The organism is Staphylococcus sp. GDY8P67P (assembly GCF_017892545.1).
Taxonomy (GTDB): domain Bacteria; phylum Bacillota; class Bacilli; order Staphylococcales; family Staphylococcaceae; genus Staphylococcus; species Staphylococcus ureilyticus.
On sequence record NZ_JAESLH010000012.1, the window covers coordinates 128,760 to 144,235 of the forward strand.

Below are 15,476 nucleotides of genomic sequence, written 5' to 3' on the forward strand. Positions count from 1 at the left end.
CTCAAGTAATCCAAAATACACATCCCAACTTGTTGGGTTAGTGGTTCTTATGCTTTCGAGCAACAGAGAGAAAGTCAACAATGTACACCTGTGATGAAAAATTCCTATCAAAAGGATGATAACCATTAATAATAATTCGAACTCACTATTTAATAAATTAAAAGAAACGAAATTAGCCTTTTCGTTTGAAGCCTTAAATATTGAAAACTGGAATCAAGCATATGAAGCTATCAATTTTATGTTTAATCACGTCACTTTTAAAAGTAGATTAGCTAAAAAAACACCAAAGAAACACGGCTATTTTGTTGCGATATGGCGTAAAAATGATCATGGAAACAACGTACCTTTTAATTATGATGAGATGGAAGATAAATTAGTTATTAATATATTAGATGGAGTGAAAAAAGGACAATTCATTTTTCAAAAAGAAATTCTTATGCGCAAAAATATTTTAAGTTCTGAAAAGCAAAAAGGGAAGATGGCTTTTCGTGTTTATCCAAGTTGGGAAAAAGACTTAAACAAAACTGCAAAACTTACTCAAAATTGGCAACTCGACTATTTTGTAGATTTATCATATGATGTCGATGAACAGAAACTAATTGAATTATATACATAGTGTTGATTCGAGCTGTTTAATATAGACATCAGTCATTTTCGTACGCTATAAATACGAAAACTAAATGAGACAAACGGATTTATTTTGATAAAAGTCAAAATGTAGGTAATTAATTACCATTATTACTGAAAATACCTATGAGATACTACTATTGAAAATTAAGCTAAATAATAAAAATAACGCTATATATAAAGCCTGTAAATAAAATTCTAAAAATTTGGTTACAGGCTCCAATACTAGGATCTTGTTTTAATTGTTTTGATTTGCATTCAGTCATTTTCAGTACGTATGACATGTGTATTGAAATCTGTTTCTGTATGGTGTGTGAGCAAATTATAAATATTTGTTGAATGGATTTCTCGTTCAAATAAATGCGCGTTTTGTTGATTTATTTGCGTAATAAAATGACGTTCTGGAAATTTTTGTTTTAAGTATTTTAAATATTGTTGACCCTTTGCTGACATACCAAGAATGTGCACTGCATTTACAGCGTTATGTTTATGGTTTTGTTGAAAGTTTAGTAAAACATTCATTAAAATACGCTGTATATGCGTATAAGTATACCTTTTTGTTTTAATAAGTGACATGAAATGCTCGAATGATGTAGCATATCTAATTTTATCTAATATGCGATTTTCTAATCCTTCGGACATCGTATAGATATTTTTCAGAGATTGTGGCGTATGACTTAAAACAGCATATTTAATATATGGAAACGTATCTTCTACAGTTGCTTGTGGTTCTTGATAGAGCTGTTGTATTGAGTCGGGAACAACTGATTTCCATTGGTCGTTATGGGCTTGTATTGCATTGCGAATGGAAGTGCCACTAGCGAAATCTAAATTTGAAATATTGGAATCATGGTGGTGACTGCTTTCTCTTGGTATCGTCCAAGGTTTGATATGAGGTGCTAACTTTTGAATCGCTCGCATATAAGAAATACCTAATGTATTATTGGGTGAAGATAATAATGTATGATTGTTTAAAAGTTCACTTAATATTCTTGGATAACTTTTGCCTTCTTTTAGTTTCTTAATAAATTCAGGCGATTGTTCTATTTTAGAGATATTTTGTAGCAATTCATGAAATGAATCGATGTCACCTGATTCACTACCAAATGATAGATGATCTGCATCAACGTAACTCGCTATTTGGACAGCTGTTTCTGCAAAATATTGGCCTGCTGATAATGCAGCTACCGCTGGTAATTCAATGACTAAATCCACTGCACTCAATGCCATTCGAGTACGTGTAAATTTATTATATATGGCAGGTTGACCTCTCATAACAAAATTACCACTCATAATGGCTATAGATATTTCAGAAGCAGTTATTGACTTTGATGTCTGGGCATGGTATAAGTGACCATTGTGGAAAGGATTATATTCAGTGACTAGTGCAACGCTTTTCATTTGCAATTCTCCCTTTCAGAATTCATTATAGATATTGTATCAGATTAATTTGTGTTAAGAAAAAATCTTGACAACTTTTGTCTATAAAGTTAAAATAAATTTTGTGCTTGTTAGAGGTGAAGCCATATGAAATGGTCAATAACACAATTAAGAAAATTCCAAGATAAACCATTTGAGTTCCATCAAACGGTGAATTTTGATCATTTAGTAAAATCATTAGATTTAATAGATTTATCTGATATTGATGTTGAGGGTGAACTAACTGTCAAATCAAATGAAGTCATTGCAGATATGCATATAACTGGAACCTATACGATGGCGTGCGCGCGTACGTTAGTACCAGTCGAAGTGCCAATTGACATAAAATCACAAGAAATTTTTGATTTGGAAGGTAACGCGTATATAGGTGATGACGAAGAGGATGAGCATTATCATGATGCCACAGACGGCATGATTAATCTAAAAGATATTGCTGAAGAACTTGTTATTATAGAAAAGCCAATGCGTGCTTTTGCAAATAATAGCGATCAGATGCTACGTGAAGGTAATGGTTGGGAAGTTATTGACGAGGAACAAGCGGTTGAGCTTGCTGAAGAAGAGGAAGCTGAGCAAATCGATCCTAGGCTTCAAAAACTACAACAATTATATGACGAAGAGCAATAGCGGATTTAAATAATTTATAGTATAATAGATTATTGAGTCTGAAAATAATTTAGTAATGTATGAATATAAGGAGGATATATCATGGCAGTACCAAAAAGAAGAACGTCAAAAACAAGAAAAAATAAACGTCGTACGCATTTTAAAATTTCAGTACCTGGTATGACAGAATGCCCAAATTGTGGTGAATACAAATTATCTCACCGTGTTTGTAAGAACTGTGGTTCATACAAAGGTGAAGAAGTTGTATCTAAATAATTTCATTTATTTAAAGGCTAATGTTTAGCCGAGATTAATCGTTCATTAATTATTCATATAATAATTTATGAGCGATTTTTTATTTTTAATAGTAATGTTATATACAATTGATGGGTTGTGTAAATGATGATTGAAATAAATGCACAAGTAATATTAGAAAAAATAGAAAATAGTGACAGCGAATGGTTGTATAATCAGTTTAGTGATTATTTTCAAGAAATTTCCTCCTATCACGAGTTAGAAAGATTATTGAAATCATATAATACAATTAGACATAAAAATAAATTATACAAACATATACAACTCAATTATAAAGAAGAATACATATGGTTAGATGTAAAGAAAACATCTGGTATTAGTGTGACGTTAAATAAGTATCATGAAATTATTGGTTTCGTGCTTATTCCTATGAATTTGTCAAACAGACATAAAGAAACGAAATTAAGGTATACGATACCAGTTCTAGACACGTGGTTTGTATACGCTGGTGGTGAAAATGAGCTTGTAAATCATCATTACTCATACAAAAATCAACGTTATGCATTAGACCTGATTCTAGTGAAAAATCATCTGACTTATCATGGCAATCCTAATTGCTGTGAAAGTTATTATAGTTATAATCAAAGTGTGATTGCTCCAGCAAATGGTGTTGTAATAGATATCGTAGACGGTATAGCAGATGCACTACCAGGAGAAAATAATATGAAACATCCAGAAGGTAATTACATCATTATTAAACACACGGACAAAGAGTTTAGTATGATAGCGCATCTTAAACCAAATTCCTTTGAAGTCAGTGTCGGAGAGCAGATAAGGCGTGGACAATTAATTGCACGAGTAGGAAATTCGGGCAACACAATGGAACCGCACGTACATTTTCAAATTATGAATCAAAGCAATCCACAATTTGCTAAAACATATAAGTGTAAGTTGCTTGATAATGTTTTGCCTGAAAAAGGTGATATGGTAAGTTATAGTGGAGATAGTATAATATTAGAAAATCAGTTTGACTTAGCTAGAAGATGCAAACAATTAAGTTCAAATATAAGACATATATTTAAAATTTGAAATAAAGAGGCTATATTATGGAAATGATAACTTCTGCACAAAACAATAAGATTAAAAACGCAAATAAATTGAAAAAGAAACGTGAAAGAGATAAAACAGGTCATGTGCTTATCGAAGGCGTACACTTAATTGACGAAGCACATAAGAGTAATATCAAAATCCTTCAATTATTTGCTATTGATATCGATAGATTAGATGAACAACTCGTAAATGATGTTGAAGAAGTATATGAAATCAATTTAAAAGTAGCAGAATCACTGTCTGGTACGGTTACGCCGCAGGGGTTCTTTGCGATTATAGAAAAAGTGCATTATGAGGAAAAAGCATATCAACAAGTACTGTTACTAGATCGTATACAAGACCCAGGAAATATGGGAACATTAATACGCACTGCAGATGCAGCAGGCATCGATTTAATCGTGTTAGAAAAAGGAACCGCAGATCCTTATCAAGACAAAGTACTCCGTGCAAGTCAAGGTAGCGTTTTTCATATACCTATTATAACGAGAGATTTAAGTGAATTTATCGAAGGTTTTAATGGAAATGTTTATGGTACAGCATTAGAGCATGCGATTCCTTATAATCAAGTGAAGCATCAAGAAAGTTTTGCACTGCTCCTTGGAAATGAAGGAGAAGGTGTCAATCCTGATTTATTAAAACAAACGACTCAGAATTTAAACATTCCTATATATGGTCAAGCCGAAAGTTTAAATGTTGCAATTGCAGGAAGTATATTATTGTATCATTTGAAAGGTTGACCCTTTGAATGAATTTCGTATATAATAAACACATCAATGAAAATATTAACCTATAAAAAGACGTAAACTAATAGTAGCAGTTGTTCAAGGGAGATTATTCATAGACTGAAAGATAATCCACTGTGATTAGTTTTTTTCATCTTTTTGGTTACTTAAAGAAATTTAAGTCGGAAATCATTTCCGTTATCAAAGATTACAAGTGTATGCGTGTGCATAAATTTGGGTGGTACCACGGAAAGCTTTCGTCCCAGTTTTAAGGGGTGAAAGCTTTTTTGTATGCAATTATTGATCATTTGAAAATATAGATTTTAAATAGGAGGCAAAGTATGGCGCAAACAGAGGCAATGTCTGAGATTAAACAACAAGCATTAGTAGATATAAATGAAGCTCAAAATGAAAAAGAACTACAATATGTCAAAGTCAAATATCTAGGTAAAAAAGGTTCTGTGACTGGTTTGATGAAACATATGAAAGAATTATCGAATGAAGAAAAACCAGCATACGGACAAAAAGTAAATGAAGTGAGACAAACAATTGAAGGTGAGATTGAATCACGTCGAGAGATTTTAGCAAATGCAAAATTAGAGCAACAATTAACAGAAGAAAAAATCGATGTGACTTTACCTAGCCGTAAAATTTCAATAGGTGCTAAGCATCCGTTAACAAGAACGATTGAGGAAATTGAAGATTTATTTTTAGGTTTGGGTTATGAAATTGTAGATGGATATGAAGTTGAAAAAGATTATTACAATTTCGAAGCATTAAATTTGCCAAAATCACACCCGGCGAGAGATATGCAAGATAGTTTTTATATTACTGAAGATATCTTAATGCGTACGCATACGTCACCGGTTCAAGCAAGAACAATGGAACAACGTAATGGCCAAGGGCCAGTGAAAATTTTATGTCCTGGTAAAGTTTACAGACGTGATTCTGATGACGCAACGCATAGTCACCAATTTACGCAAATTGAAGGATTAGTTGTAGATGAAAATATTCAAATGAGCGATTTAAAAGGTACATTAGAATTGTTAGCTAAACAACTATTTGGTGAAGACAGAGAAATTCGTCTGCGCCCAAGCTACTTCCCATTCACTGAACCATCTGTAGAGGTTGACGTATCATGTTTCAAATGTGGCGGAGCAGGTTGTAATGTCTGTAAACAGACAGGGTGGATAGAAATTTTAGGTGCTGGTATGGTTCACCCTAATGTTTTAGAAATGGCTGGATTTGATGCATCGAAATATACAGGTTTTGCTTTTGGCATGGGACCAGATAGAATTGCGATGCTCAAGTATGGTATCGAAGATATACGACATTTTTATACAAATGATGTGCGTTTCTTAGATCAATTTAAAGCGGTAGAAGATAGAGGTGAATTATAATGTTTATTTCAAAAGAATGGTTAGAGTCGTTTGTAGCAATTAATCAACCTGTAAATGTTCTTGCAGAAAAAATAACACGCACAGGTATTGAAGTGGATGATATTATTGATTACACAAAAGACATTAAAAATTTAGTGGTTGGCTATGTTCAATCTAAAGCACCCCATCCAGATGCAGATAAATTAAGTTTATGCCAAGTTGATATTGGTGAAGAAGCGCCAGTACAAATTGTCTGTGGTGCACCAAATGTTGATGCAGGGCAGAGCGTCATTGTAGCTACAGTAGGTGGACGTTTACCTGGAGGTATAAAAATCAAAAGAGCAAAATTACGCGGTGAACGTTCGGAAGGTATGATTTGTTCATTACAAGAAATAGGTATTTCGCCAAACCTTGTTCCAAAGCAATTTGAATCAGGCATATATGTATTTACTTCAGATGTCAAACCTGGTACTGATGCACTTACTGCTTTATATTTAAATGATCAAGTTATGGAATTTGATTTAACACCAAATAGAGCAGATGCGTTAAGTATGATAGGTACTGCTTATGAAACAGCTGCACTTTATAATGTGCCAATGAAAAAGCCAGAAACTCAAAGTGAATTAACGAATGAACAAGCCACAAATGAATTAAGTATCAATGTTCAAAATCAGGACAAGGTGCCTTATTACAGTGCTAGAATAGTGAAAAATGTTAAAATTCATCCTTCACCAGAATGGATGCAAATGAGATTGATTAAAGCAGGTATTCGACCAATCAATAATGTTGTTGATATTTCAAATTATGTATTATTAGAATATGGTCAACCGTTGCATATGTTTGATAAAGATCAAATTGGTTCTGATCAAATAGAAGTGCGTCAAGCTAAGGCAGAGGAAAAAATGACAACACTAGATGATCAAGAGAGAATATTAAAAGATAGCGATATTGTTATTACTAATGGTAATACTCCAATTGCAATTGCAGGTGTGATGGGCGGAGATTTCTCAGAGGTGACTGAAAATACTACAAATGTCATTATTGAAGGTGCGATTTTCGACCCAGTTTCAATTAGACATACTTCTCGACGACTAAACTTACGTAGTGAAGCTTCAAGTCGATTTGAAAAAGGTATTGCAACCGAGTTTGTAGACGAAGCCGTGGACAGAGCATGTTATTTGCTACAACAATATGCAAGTGGAACAGTACTACAAGATCGTGTAGCTGAAGGCAATCTAGGTCAATTTGTGACACCTATTGAAATCACAGTTGAAAAAGTGAACAAAACAATTGGTTTTGAATTATCTAAAGAAGATATTGAAGCGATATTTGTTCAATTAGGATTTGAAACGACACAAGAAGGTAATACATTGACAGTAATGGTTCCTTCGCGCCGTAAAGATATTACAATAAAAGAAGATTTAATCGAAGAAATTGCTCGAATCTATGGTTATGATGAAATACCATCAACGTTACCAGTTTTTGAACACGTAACACCAGGCACACTAAATGATAGACAAGCAAAAACAAGAATTGTTAAAGCGACATTAGAAGGTGCTGGATTAAGCCAAGCGATTAATTATTCACTTGTAGATAAAGCACGTGCAACTGATTTTGCATTGCAGGATCGCTCAACGATATCATTACTGATGCCTATGAGTGAAGCTCATGCCACTTTGAGACAGAGTTTGATTCCACATCTTATTGATGATGTGTCTTATAATGTTGCTCGAAGTAATCATCATGTTGCGCTTTATGAATTGGGCCGTGTATTCTTTGGCAATGGAAAAGATCAATTGCCAGACGAAGTAGAATACTTAAGTGGTATACTAACAGGAGATTATGCTGTCAATACTTGGCAAAGTAAAAAAGAAGCGATTGATTTCTTTATAGCAAAAGGTGTTGTTGAACGTATTGCTGAAATTTTAGATGTTCAATTTGAATATGAAGCTGGTGAAATAAGTGGATTACATCCAGGCAGAACTGCATTGGTTAAGCTGAATAATGAAATTGTTGGATTTGTAGGGGAATTACATCCACAAACTGAAAACGACTATGATTTAAAACGAACTTATGTATTTGAACTCAATTATGATAAGTTGATGTCAGTTTCCGTTGGTTATATTAATTATCAACCAATTCCAAGATTCCCTGGTGTATCGAGAGATATTGCATTAGTCATTAATCGCGCGATGCCATCAGCCAAAATCGTTAATGTGATTAAAAATAACGGTGGCGACATTTTACAAAATGCAGAAGTCTTTGATGTATATGAAGGTGAACATGTGGCAGAAGATGAAAAATCAATTGCACTTCGTTTATCATATTTAGATACAAAACAAACACTCACTGATGATAAAGTAAATGAAGTACACGATCGTATTTTAGAAGCGTTACAAGCAGAAGGTGCGACGATTAGATAATATTATAAAGCCTTGAATCTATGCCAAATGTGGCGATGATTCAAGGCTTTGTTTTTTACATTAAGAACGTTTTGGGTTATAAATTATCGTTTATTGATGTTTTTTATTTATTAAATTCAAAGCTTTTGTTCTGTTCGCAAAATGCTTTTTAGTCATAGCGTCTAAATATTGGACACCGTTTTTATCAATTATTTTTGCAGCAGCTAAATCTACTTTATTGCTAGCGCCTTTAGGTAATTCAACTTTTGCATGCTTTGATAGTTGATCCATATTTTTCACAAAGGCATAACGTGAAATAATACTTGCAGCAGCAATTGCAATAGACTTTGATTCACCTTTTGTTTCAAATTTTGTCTTATTTTCAAACGGTAGATTGCTAAGTGCATATCTTTTATATACACCAGGCTCAGCAAATTGGTCAATCACAATATAATCAAGTTCATCCGTGTCAATTTTTGCAACGACATTTTTTATAGCTTCGTTATGTAACACTGCCTTCATTTTAACTTGAGACCAACCGGCTTTTTGTTTCTCATTGTATTTTTCATTATGCATTGTTAATAAAGAATGCGGGATGAAAGTTATAATTTGTTCGGCAATCTCTATAATTTTAGCATCAGTAAGTCTTTTAGAATCATCTACACCAAGTGTTTTTAAAATTTGAGCGTGCTTTTTGGATACATAGGCTGCACAAACCGTTAGTGGCCCGAAATAATCACCACTACCTGCTTCGTCGCTGCCGATACATTGAAATTGATTATAGGAGATGTGCTGTTTAGTTTGTTTGCTTTGATTGTGTTTGGTGTCGCTTTTTGAAGGTATTGATTTATTAGGCAACATAGCGTTTGCTACAGATTCGGCATCTTTACCTTGAAACATTACTTTATTAGAATTGTATATCGTAATAGCGGTGTTACGATATTTCGTCCGTGCTTTCATACCTTGTGAAAGATTAGTCGTATTAAAATCAATTTTAGTCATTAATTGTTGTATTTCTTGGTTTGTTAATTTTTGTACTATATTAGCCATTTAGTGACCTCTCTTTGTTCAAATAACTTATTTTAAAATTGGATAATGCATATCATATCATAAATTTAAATAAGTTAGCTATTTATGATATAAATGGCAATATGATATGAAATAAAAATGATTTAAATAATTGTTGTATAATCATTAAATATTTCAAATAGAACAATTCACACCTCTTACAAAAAAATATCTTGTCGTGTATAATAGTTCGTAATAAATATTATAAATTACCAACATATAAATATAAATAAAGTAAAATCATTCAGATTAGAAATAAAATTTAAAAGTCAGGAGTTATTATATGGGTGAGTTTAAAAATCGGATTAACGTAACTATAAATGATCAACATTATACAATAGTCGGAGAAGATAATCCTGAGCATATCCGTTATGTAGCACATTTGGTAGATGAGAGACTCAAAGAGTTAGCAAGTAAAAGTGCAGGTTTAGATACAACTAGAAAAGCAATTCTTACTGCGGTTAATATCATGCATGAAAAAGTGCAAGTAGAAGAAGAAAATGACCGTTTAAGACAAGAAATAAATCAATTGAAGCATAGTGAAGATTAATGATTTTTGATTTAGCGATAGTTGTCATCTTCATATATATTGGCATCATTGGCTTTAGAAGAGGCGTGTGGTTATCGACGATACATCTAAGTGCAACTATTTTTGCTTTGTGGATGGCTCAAAAATATTATTTACAGATAGCACAGCGTTTGGAGTTATTTGTGCCATATCCTAAGACACGCGCTTACGATATGAATTTTGCATTTCAATTTGCAGATTTGCAGCAACGATTTGAGCATATTGTCGCATTTGTAACGATAGCGCTGATTACAAAAGTCATATGTTATGGCATTATCGTTATATTCGATTATACCCTTAAACAAAAATTACCGAATATAACAAGCAGGTTATTTGGTATGATGTTAAGTATTATTCCATCAGTAACTATTAATATAATTTTGTTGTATAGTTGTGCCATTTATCCTAATAGGATGATACAGCAACAACTATCTAATTCGATTATAACAGAACATATATTATTACATATTCCGTTTATCTCAATGTTTATCACACAACTATAAAAATAGTGATGTGAAATTTATAGCTTTAAAAAACTAGGAGGTCAAGGCATAACTTAAATACCAAAATGGTTAGGTGATGCTGTCTTGACCTTTTTCTATGGAGTGAAACAAATGACTAAAAAAGAAATTATTCAATTATTAGAAAAAATTGCGGTATATATGGAAATAAAAGGCGAAAACACTTTCAAAATTTCTGCTTATAGAAAAGCTGCTCAAAGCTTGGAAATAGATGAGCGCCCTTTAGACCAAATCGAAGATGTTACAGAGTTAAAAGGTATTGGTAAAGGCGTAGGAGAGGTGATTAATGAATATAGAGAAACAGGTCATTCTACGACTTTAGCAACATTACAAGAAGAAGTGCCAGAAGGATTAATTCCTCTACTTAAAATACAAGGACTCGGTAGCAAAAAAATAGCGAAATTATATAAAGCGCTTAATATTGATGGAAAAGAAGCATTGCAAAAAGCGTGTGAAGAAGGAAAAGTAAGTGAGCTAAGTGGATTCGCTAAAAAAACTGAACAAAATATCCTTGAAGCAGTAAAAGCGTTAGGAGCGAAAAAAGAGCGTTATCCAATTGATCAAATGAGAGGACTCAATATAGAAGTTAGCGATTATTTATCCTCAATCGAGTCGATAGAAAAATACGAAGTTGCAGGGAGTTTCCGTCGCTATAAAGAAATGAGTAAGGACTTAGATTATATTATAAGCACAGAACAACCATTAGAAGTTCAAAAAGCTTTATTAAAAATCCCTAACAAGGTTAAAGAAGTAGCAGTTGGAGCAACGAAAATTTCGTTAGAGTTAACCTATGATGATGAAACCATTGGTGTAGATTTTAGATTAATCGAGCCATCTGCTTTTTACCATACACTACAGCATTTTACAGGTTCAAAAGAACATAATATTCGAATCCGTCAATTGGCTAAAGAAAAAAACGAGAAGGTTAGTGAGTATGGTATAGAAGAAGCGGATGGTTCATTAATTCAATATAATAGTGAACAAGAAATTTATAATCATTTTGGAGTAAATTGGATTGCACCTTCAATACGTGAAGATGGTAGTGAATTTGACAAAGATTTAACAGATATAATCAATATCAATGACATCAATGGTGATATTCATATGCATACAACATATAGTGATGGCGCGTTTAGTATTGAAGATATGATAGAGGCTAATATCGCTAAAGGTTACCAGTTTATGGTTATTACAGATCATTCTCAGAGTTTAAAAGTAGCAAATGGACTTTCTGTTGAACGGTTGTTGCGACAAAATGAAGAAATTAAAGCACTAAACGAAAAATATGATGATATTGATATATACTCAGGCATTGAAATGGACATTTTACCTGATGGACGTTTAGACTATGATGATGAAATATTAGCACAGCTAGATTATGTCATTGCAGCGATACATCAAAGTTTTAACCAATCTCAAGAAGATATCATGTTTCGTCTAGAGCAAGCATGTCGTAATCCTTATGTCCGTCATATTGCACATCCAACGGGGCGTATCATAGGTAAACGTGCAGGTTATGGGCCTGATATTGATAAATTATGTGAAATCGCAGAAGAAACAAATACTATTTTAGAAATCAATGCGAATCCTAAACGCTTAGATTTAAATGCAGATATAGTTAAAAAGCATACGAATGTGAAACTAACGATTAATACTGATGCGCATCACGTAGACCATTTAGAATTTATGAAATACGGTATAGCTACTGCACAAAAAGGATTTGTAAATAAAGAGAGAGTTATAAACACAATGGATCGAGAATCTTTTAAAGCATTTATTGACAATAATATAAAATTGAAGAAATAGAGGGATTGTATGAGACAAAAATCATTAAATGTCCTAGAGTTCGATAAAATTAAAACACTTGTTGAAAAAGAAACAATGAGTGATTTAGGGAGAGAGAAAGTTGTTGAAATGGAACCAGCAACTGATATTCAAACAGTCGAATTTCAAATGAATGAAACAGATGAAATTGCTCAAATATACAATAAACACCGTTTACCTAGTTTGAGTGGATTATCAAAGGTTTCATCATTGATTCATAGGGCTACAATTGGTGGTGTATTAAGTGTTAAAGAACTTAATACAATTAAAAGATTAATTCAAATTCAAAATCAATATAAAACATTTTATAATAATTTATTGGAAGAAGAGGAAGCAGTGAATTATGCTATTCTACATGATAGGATGGAACAATTGCCTGTACTTTCAGAGTTGTATCAACATATTCATCAAAAATGTGATGCTAATGATTTATTCGATAATGCGAGTTATGAACTACAAGGTATCCGGAGTAAAATTTCTGGTACGACGCAACGGATAAAACAAAACTTAGATAAAATCGTAAAACGTCAAGCAAATCAGAAAAAATTGTCAGATGCTATTATAACGGTACGTAATGACCGCAATGTTATTCCTGTAAAAGCAGAATATCGTCAAGATTTTAATGGTATCGTTCATGACCAATCAGCTTCTGGTCAAACACTCTATATTGAACCTTCGTCTATTGTTGAAATGAATAATCAGATTAGTCGTCTGCGCAATGATGAAGCGGCTGAAAGTGAACGAATTTTAACTGAGTTAACAGGTTATGTAGCCGCTGAAGCAGATGCCTGCTTAATTTCGGAAAATATTATGGGACAAATTGACTTTTTAACTGCTAAAGCGCGCTATGCACGTTCAATCAAAGGCACGAAACCTGAATTTACAAGTGAACGAACTGTTTATTTACCTAAAGCATTTCATCCTTTATTAGATAGAGACACGGTTGTAGCTAATACGATTGAATTTGCCGACGATATTGAAACGGTAATCATCACTGGACCTAACACAGGTGGTAAAACAGTAACGTTAAAAACACTGGGACTTATAATTTTGATGGCACAATCAGGGATGTTGATACCTACCTTAGACGGGAGTAAATTAAGCATTTTTGAAAATGTTTATTGTGATATCGGAGACGAACAATCTATTGAACAATCACTATCAACATTTTCATCACACATGAAAAATATTGTTGAAATTTTACAGCATACAAGCAGAAATAGTTTGATACTTTTTGATGAACTTGGTGCTGGAACAGATCCAAGTGAAGGTGCTGCTTTAGCTATGAGTATCCTAGATTATGTTCATGAAATAGGCTCATTAGTTATGGCGACAACGCATTATCCTGAACTTAAAGCATATAGTTACAACAGATCAGGAGTAATGAATGCTAGTGTAGAGTTTGATGTAAATACATTAAGCCCAACATATAAGTTGCTCATGGGTGTGCCGGGCCGTTCTAATGCTTTCGATATTTCAAAAAAATTAGGCCTTAATATGAAAGTGATTCAAAATGCGAAAGCAATGATTGGACAAGATGAACAAGAAATAAATGAAATGATTGCTTCATTAGAGAAAAATTCTAAACGTGTAGACGAACAGAGAATTGAATTAGATAGCTTACTGAGAGAAGCTCAAGAAACACATGATGAACTTGAAAAAGAATACGATAAATATCGTAATCATGAGAAACAATTAATGAGCGAGGCGAAAGACAAAGCCAATCAGCGTGTGAAAGCCGCTACTAAAGAAGCTGATGAGATTATTAAAGAATTACGTGAACTTAGAGACAAAAAAGGTGCCGATGTAAAAGAACATGAGCTCATCAATAAAAAGAAACAGTTAGATGATCAATATGAAGCCAAATCATTGAAACAAAATGTTGAAAAGAAAAAATGGGATGAAATTAAAGTTGGCGATGAAGTAAAAGTTCTAACATATGGGCAAAAAGGTGAAATATTAGAGTTACTAGATGATAATGAAGCAGTTGTTCAAATGGGCATCATTAAAATGAAATTACCTACCAGCGATTTAGAAAAAACAAAAAAGACAAAAGAAGCACCTTCTAAAATGGTTAAACGTGAAAATCGTCAAAGTATTAAAATGGAACTAGACTTACGTGGCTACCGTTATGATGAAGCAATGGTTGCCGTTGATCAGTATTTAGATCAAGCAGTGTTAAGTAATTACGAACAAGTATATATTATTCACGGTAAAGGAACTGGTGCGTTGCAAAAAGGTGTGCAAAAACATTTAAAACAACATAAAAATGTGTCATCATATAGGAACGGCATGCCAAGTGAAGGTGGATTTGGCGTGACCGTCGCAGAATTGAAATAAATGTGAGCAAGAGGTATGCAGATTTGCTTAAAGTCTGTTATAATTTCTTCATCATTTGAAATTTAAGGAGGATTGGCAGTTATGGCAATCGTAAAAGTAACAGATTCAAACTTTGATGAAAATATTCAATCAGGTGTCAATTTAGTAGATTTTTGGGCAACTTGGTGTGGCCCATGTAAGATGATTGCTCCAGTATTAGAAGAATTAGCTGGTGATTATGATGGAAAAGCTAATATTTTAAAACTTGATGTAGATGAAAATCCATCAACAGCTGCTAAATTTGAAGTAATGAGTATCCCAACTTTAATCTTATTTAAAGATGGCGAGCCTGTCGATAAAGTTGTAGGTTTCCAACCTAAAGAAAACTTAGCAGAAGTTATTGAGAAACATTTATAAAAGTACAACGCAACGACCTGGGGCATCTATGAATGTCTCAGGTTTTTTCTGTGACTTTTTGTTATTCCAACTGAAGTCAAAGTTGTTTGAAGTGTCTTTTTTCAGAGCCACACTTCCATTTTGAGGATGAAAGCATTTTATGAATAACAATTAAAATATCTAGTTGTTAGATTTTTGATATGGAAATGAATACTTTGGTTTAATGCTAATGTATATTCTAT

General features: G+C 33.0%; 14 protein-coding genes. 12 read left to right on the forward strand and 2 right to left on the reverse strand.

The genetic code is table 11. The features are described from left to right. Nucleotides 1–115 precede the first annotated feature (115 nt). Nucleotides 116–616 carry a MepB family protein gene (locus tag KA833_RS05215; protein ID WP_046207845.1) on the forward strand — a complete coding sequence of 167 codons (501 nt, stop codon included), beginning with the start codon at nucleotides 116–118 and terminating at the stop codon, nucleotides 614–616. Between the two features lie 269 nt (nucleotides 617–885). Here the strand turns inward: KA833_RS05215 and KA833_RS05220 are convergent, their stop codons facing one another. Then, on the reverse strand, nucleotides 886–2,028 hold the full coding sequence (locus KA833_RS05220) for a nucleotidyltransferase (protein ID WP_046207844.1): 1,143 nt from the start codon (nucleotides 2,026–2,028) through the stop codon (nucleotides 886–888). A 126-nt stretch (nucleotides 2,029–2,154) separates the two neighbouring features. On the opposite strand from KA833_RS05220, the gene KA833_RS05225 reads away from it, so the two are divergent. From KA833_RS05225 to pheT, 6 genes are all read left to right on the forward strand, one after another. After that, nucleotides 2,155–2,691, forward strand: a complete 537-nt coding sequence (locus tag KA833_RS05225) for a YceD family protein (RefSeq protein ID WP_046207843.1) — start codon at nucleotides 2,155–2,157, stop codon at nucleotides 2,689–2,691. An 81-nt stretch (nucleotides 2,692–2,772) separates the two neighbouring features. After that, on the forward strand, nucleotides 2,773–2,946 hold the full coding sequence (gene rpmF, locus KA833_RS05230; protein WP_019469283.1) for a 50S ribosomal protein L32: 174 nt from the start codon (nucleotides 2,773–2,775) through the stop codon (nucleotides 2,944–2,946). Nucleotides 2,947–3,069: 123 nt separating this feature from the next. Continuing rightward, nucleotides 3,070–4,014 (forward strand): M23 family metallopeptidase, encoded by a 945-nt coding sequence (locus tag KA833_RS05235; RefSeq protein WP_080937831.1) that lies wholly within the window; start codon nucleotides 3,070–3,072, stop codon nucleotides 4,012–4,014. A gap of 17 nt (nucleotides 4,015–4,031) precedes the next feature. After that, nucleotides 4,032–4,772, forward strand: a complete 741-nt coding sequence (locus KA833_RS05240; RefSeq protein WP_046207842.1) for a TrmH family RNA methyltransferase — start codon at nucleotides 4,032–4,034, stop codon at nucleotides 4,770–4,772. Between the two features lie 326 nt (nucleotides 4,773–5,098). After that, on the forward strand, nucleotides 5,099–6,157 hold the full coding sequence (gene pheS, locus KA833_RS05245; RefSeq protein ID WP_046207841.1) for a phenylalanine--tRNA ligase subunit alpha: 1,059 nt from the start codon (nucleotides 5,099–5,101) through the stop codon (nucleotides 6,155–6,157). Continuing rightward, nucleotides 6,157–8,559: a phenylalanine--tRNA ligase subunit beta gene (gene pheT, locus KA833_RS05250; RefSeq protein WP_046207840.1), complete on the forward strand. Its 2,403-nt coding sequence runs from the start codon at nucleotides 6,157–6,159 to the stop codon at nucleotides 8,557–8,559. Before pheS ends, pheT begins: the two co-directional genes overlap by 1 nt. Before the next feature lie 90 nt (nucleotides 8,560–8,649). Here the strand turns inward: pheT and rnhC are convergent, their stop codons facing one another. Beyond that, the gene (rnhC, locus tag KA833_RS05255; RefSeq protein WP_046207839.1) at nucleotides 8,650–9,588 is read right to left on the reverse strand and encodes a ribonuclease HIII; all 939 of its coding nucleotides are present in this window, start codon (nucleotides 9,586–9,588) and stop codon (nucleotides 8,650–8,652) included. Between the two features lie 301 nt (nucleotides 9,589–9,889). Here rnhC and zapA point away from each other — a divergent pair, with 301 nt between their 5' ends. From zapA to trxA, 5 genes are all read left to right on the forward strand, one after another. Continuing rightward, nucleotides 9,890–10,156 carry a cell division protein ZapA gene (gene zapA / locus KA833_RS05260; RefSeq protein WP_019469289.1) on the forward strand — a complete coding sequence of 89 codons (267 nt, stop codon included), beginning with the start codon at nucleotides 9,890–9,892 and terminating at the stop codon, nucleotides 10,154–10,156. After that, the gene (locus KA833_RS05265; protein ID WP_046207838.1) at nucleotides 10,156–10,677 is read left to right on the forward strand and encodes a CvpA family protein; all 522 of its coding nucleotides are present in this window, start codon (nucleotides 10,156–10,158) and stop codon (nucleotides 10,675–10,677) included. Before zapA ends, KA833_RS05265 begins: the two co-directional genes overlap by 1 nt. A gap of 111 nt (nucleotides 10,678–10,788) precedes the next feature. Beyond that, nucleotides 10,789–12,501: a DNA polymerase/3'-5' exonuclease PolX gene (polX, locus tag KA833_RS05270; RefSeq protein ID WP_046207837.1), complete on the forward strand. Its 1,713-nt coding sequence runs from the start codon at nucleotides 10,789–10,791 to the stop codon at nucleotides 12,499–12,501. 9 nt (nucleotides 12,502–12,510) lie between these two features. Continuing rightward, complete coding sequence (locus KA833_RS05275) at nucleotides 12,511–14,859, forward strand: endonuclease MutS2 (protein WP_046207836.1); 2,349 nt, start codon at nucleotides 12,511–12,513, stop codon at nucleotides 14,857–14,859. Between the two features lie 81 nt (nucleotides 14,860–14,940). Beyond that, nucleotides 14,941–15,255, forward strand: a complete 315-nt coding sequence (trxA, locus tag KA833_RS05280; protein ID WP_019469293.1) for a thioredoxin — start codon at nucleotides 14,941–14,943, stop codon at nucleotides 15,253–15,255. The last annotated feature ends 221 nt before the right edge of the window (nucleotides 15,256–15,476 follow it).

What these genes read in the sequence shown, in the direction of transcription:
- KA833_RS05215 (WP_046207845.1), top strand. Translation starts at nt 116, where the DNA reads ATGATAACCATTAATAATAATTCGAACTCACTATTTAATAAATTAAAA.
- KA833_RS05220 (WP_046207844.1), bottom strand. Translation starts at nt 2,028, where the DNA reads ATGAAAAGCGTTGCACTAGTCACTGAATATAATCCTTTCCACAATGGT.
- KA833_RS05225 (WP_046207843.1), top strand. Translation starts at nt 2,155, where the DNA reads ATGAAATGGTCAATAACACAATTAAGAAAATTCCAAGATAAACCATTT.
- rpmF (WP_019469283.1), top strand. Translation starts at nt 2,773, where the DNA reads ATGGCAGTACCAAAAAGAAGAACGTCAAAAACAAGAAAAAATAAACGT.
- KA833_RS05235 (WP_080937831.1), top strand. Translation starts at nt 3,070, where the DNA reads ATGATGATTGAAATAAATGCACAAGTAATATTAGAAAAAATAGAAAAT.
- KA833_RS05240 (WP_046207842.1), top strand. Translation starts at nt 4,032, where the DNA reads ATGGAAATGATAACTTCTGCACAAAACAATAAGATTAAAAACGCAAAT.
- pheS (WP_046207841.1), top strand. Translation starts at nt 5,099, where the DNA reads ATGGCGCAAACAGAGGCAATGTCTGAGATTAAACAACAAGCATTAGTA.
- pheT (WP_046207840.1), top strand. Translation starts at nt 6,157, where the DNA reads ATGTTTATTTCAAAAGAATGGTTAGAGTCGTTTGTAGCAATTAATCAA.
- rnhC (WP_046207839.1), bottom strand. Translation starts at nt 9,588, where the DNA reads ATGGCTAATATAGTACAAAAATTAACAAACCAAGAAATACAACAATTA.
- zapA (WP_019469289.1), top strand. Translation starts at nt 9,890, where the DNA reads ATGGGTGAGTTTAAAAATCGGATTAACGTAACTATAAATGATCAACAT.
- KA833_RS05265 (WP_046207838.1), top strand. Translation starts at nt 10,156, where the DNA reads ATGATTTTTGATTTAGCGATAGTTGTCATCTTCATATATATTGGCATC.
- polX (WP_046207837.1), top strand. Translation starts at nt 10,789, where the DNA reads ATGACTAAAAAAGAAATTATTCAATTATTAGAAAAAATTGCGGTATAT.
- KA833_RS05275 (WP_046207836.1), top strand. Translation starts at nt 12,511, where the DNA reads ATGAGACAAAAATCATTAAATGTCCTAGAGTTCGATAAAATTAAAACA.
- trxA (WP_019469293.1), top strand. Translation starts at nt 14,941, where the DNA reads ATGGCAATCGTAAAAGTAACAGATTCAAACTTTGATGAAAATATTCAA.